A 346-nucleotide genomic window follows, 5' to 3' on the forward strand; every position below is an offset into this window, starting at 1 on the left:
ACGCGTTCGCGGTCATGAAGGTCGGGCGGCTGCGGCGACTGGAATGGATGGGCCTTGCCCATGAGGTCGGGGCCGGACAATGGCGGCTGGATGAAACGGCGGAAACCACCCTGCGCGAGATGGGGCAGCGCAATGACATCATCAAACGTATCCACCGTGGTCTGAGCGAACAGGGGATCGAACGGGCCTTGTCGTCATGGGTGCTGGCCGGGGAAGACCTGGCCGAGCCGGTGATCGGACGTCTGGTCGCGCGCGGTCTGGATGATGAGCTGAAGGGAAGCGCCTATGCGGTGATCGACGGCGTGGACGGGCGCACGCATCATGTCCGTCTGCCATCACTGGAGGC

The 346-nt window shown here is 64.7% G+C and carries 1 protein-coding gene; it reads left to right on the forward strand.

Annotation, left to right across the window (positions count from 1 at the left end; genetic code table 11):
• A partial coding sequence (locus B7G66_RS16480; RefSeq protein WP_048859418.1) for a DUF3363 domain-containing protein occupies nt 1-346 on the forward strand: 346 nt, incomplete at both ends.

The organism is Novacetimonas hansenii JCM 7643 (genome assembly GCF_000964405.1).
Taxonomy (GTDB): domain Bacteria; phylum Pseudomonadota; class Alphaproteobacteria; order Acetobacterales; family Acetobacteraceae; genus Novacetimonas; species Novacetimonas hansenii.